The sequence below is a fragment of the Chroococcidiopsis cubana SAG 39.79 genome, assembly GCF_003991895.1.
Classification (GTDB): Bacteria; Cyanobacteriota; Cyanobacteriia; order Cyanobacteriales; family Chroococcidiopsidaceae; genus Chroococcidiopsis; species Chroococcidiopsis thermalis.
The window spans coordinates 2122-3301 of sequence record NZ_RSCK01000120.1; the positions used below are offsets into that span (position 1 = coordinate 2122).

Sequence of the window (1180 nt, forward strand, 5' to 3'; positions counted from 1 at the left end):
GCCAATTAGCCAAACCGGGAGTTCGGTGAGGTCGTGAATGTCCCGTGCTACTTGCAACATCTTTGGATTATGGAACAGATAGTCTGCCTCGTCGATAAACAAGGGTCGTCTACTCAGTTTCATTTGCTCTTTCACAGCAATTAGCATTTTGGCAGGTAAACTGGGAGGATCGAGAGACAGTTCGATTGAAATGTCCTGTAACATGGCGCTGGGACTCCAAACGGAAGTGGCTCTGACATAAATCCCATTTTCTTTATTCACCAGCCAAGCAGTAGCAGTCGTTTTGCCAATCCCTGTAAAGCCGTAAAGCAAACCCATTCGAGGCACTGCTACGGCGCTATGCTTCGATTCTTGAAACGCACTCGAAAGACTAATAATGTTTTTGACTTTGACTAACTTGTGTCGCATAGAATAATTAAATCAACGTTTGTGATAGATTACGTCGCAGCTATTTCTGGCTGAGATAGCCATTGATAGAAATCCTGTTGCTCTTGTCGATCTTCTGCTAAAGCACTCAACGTTCCTTTTCCAGCCGGAAGTTGAATGTAATGAGCGACAAACTCTCTCTCGCTCAACAGAACTTCCAGCCCTTGCTTCCATTGTTGGAACACTGCTTGGAGTAATTGATTTAGATCGATAGCAATTGCGCGATCGCTTCTATCTCCAGCCAGCCACGAGCAGAAACGCTGTTCCTCTTGTATGGAATCAGTCAGGGCTGCTAAATATCCTTTGCCTTCGGCAGTGTCCAAGTAGCAGGTGAGATCGGTCAAGATTTGAGTGGAGTTTTCGGTGCAATTTCCTCCGGCTTGCCAAACTTCCAATAATGTTTCCAGTTGCCTATGAAGAGCGATCGCTTGCTGCTGTCGTGCTAGTCGCTCTGCTTCAACTGCTTCTAGTTGCGCTAACTCTGCTTTGTATTGCTCGGAAGATATTTGTGGTAGTGTTTTCTGCGGTTCTGTCGTTGCCATCGCTTGAGCAATCGCGCTTAAAGCGGGATAATCATGAAGTTGAGACTGTACCACTGGTAAGATCTCCTGTACCTGACCCAGAATTGACATTGGATCTTTAGCAATTTTGCGTAGCAGTGCTTGCCCGCGCTTACGAGATTGTTTGACTTCCTGGTTTAGGAGTTTGTAGACAAGTTGGGCTTGTCGAGCAAATTGTGCTAAGTTTATCTGCT

At 45.8% G+C, this 1180-nt stretch carries 2 protein-coding genes; both read right to left on the reverse strand.

Features of this window, described 5'->3' with window-relative positions:
• A partial coding sequence (locus tag DSM107010_RS33150; RefSeq protein ID WP_148125944.1) for an AAA family ATPase occupies positions 1-408 on the reverse strand: 408 nt, incomplete at its 3' end.
• Between the two features lie 29 nt (positions 409-437).
• A partial coding sequence (locus DSM107010_RS33155; RefSeq protein WP_199755930.1) for a hypothetical protein occupies positions 438-1180 on the reverse strand: 743 nt, incomplete at its 5' end.